This window comes from Bacillus cereus group sp. BfR-BA-01309 (genome assembly GCF_022664315.1).
In the GTDB taxonomy this organism is placed as follows: domain Bacteria; phylum Bacillota; class Bacilli; order Bacillales; family Bacillaceae_G; genus Bacillus_A; species Bacillus_A mobilis.
The window spans coordinates 1-1,274 of the sequence record NZ_JAKUHE010000052.1 but is presented as its reverse complement, the minus strand read 5'-3'; the positions used below and the strand labels follow the sequence as shown (position 1 = coordinate 1,274).

The following is a 1,274-nucleotide window of genomic DNA, read 5'->3' as shown; positions in this document are numbered from 1 at the left end:
ACACGACAATTATATTCTCGTGGAGATAAAAGCAAAAAAGGGAATTTGAACATGCGCATTACAGTTGATGACTGTGGGCAAGGATGGTTAGAAATTGCAAATCCATTAGGACGAACAAATGGAAAAACAAAAAGCCCACGAATCAAAGTTCCGATTATCATTCCATATCATTTTTATCATCAAATCACAAATGTCGTTATGGGAAAGCAAATCGGTGTAAATCCAAAAGGAAAACCGATTATAGAGCATCAAAAATATAGTGTAGAAATCATTCGTAAACAAAATGAATTTTATGTAAATACTACGTTTGATGAAACAGAAATAGGTCGTGTACTAGATTTCAAGGAAATACCACAATCAGATGTAATTGCAGGAATTGATGTAAATCCGGACCGCATTGCAGTTAGTTTATGTACAAAACAAGGTAATTTTAAAGGGTCAAAAAATTTTTATCTACACAATCTGAATACGTTTTTAACAAACAAACGCACAACGATAATTGGACAAATTGTACAACAAATTAAAACATGGTTATTGGAAAACAATGTAGGTGGAATTGTTTTAGAAGATTTAAAGTTTCAACAATCTCATGATACTGATAAATACAGTAATCGTAATTTCCATCAATTTACGTATAAAAAGATGTTGAACAGTTTAATTCGTATGTCTCTTCGTAACGGATTTTCTGTTAAAACAGTAAACTCCGCTTATACAAGTGTGATTGGAAAATTAAAATACAGTAAAAATTTCGGTATTAGCGTTCATGAAGCAGCCGCCTTCACGATCGCAAGACGTGGATTAGAATTGCAAGAACAATTACCAAAAGAGATTATATTATTATTAAAAAACCAAATTACAACAAAACTGCGTATTCTTGTTGCTTCCATGGAAGAAAGTAAAAAGAATACGAAAAAAGTATATAAAAAATGGTTACAAACAATTCAAACGTGGAAAGAATATCACAATTGGAAATTGTGGAGCATTCTTCATAAAACTGTTTATATGAGCAATCAACAATTCGTATTTAAAATTTAAATGAGAAGGGGGGTACTGGTTTATTTCTTATAACCTCTTGCATACTACTGACTTGGATGAATGGTAGTATGCAAGGACAGATCGTTCCTAACAGGAACCTGCCGTCATTCTTTCACAATAGGTGGATGAAAAGGTCACAACCCTTACGGACAGGAAAAAGGTGAGATTCCTTTTCGGTAGTTGGCATTTGACTTGGTTCGCCAACAATTTATAGATTTTTATAAGAATTTTAAACCAGG

The 1,274-nt window shown here is 32.7% G+C and carries 1 protein-coding gene; it reads left to right on the top strand.

The window, feature by feature from the left end:
- The coding region (locus tag MR115_RS29495) for an IS200/IS605 family accessory protein TnpB-related protein (protein ID WP_242243845.1) at positions 1 to 1,035 on the top strand (1,035 nt) is incomplete at its 5' end.
- Between the last annotated feature and the right edge of the window lie 239 nt (positions 1,036 to 1,274).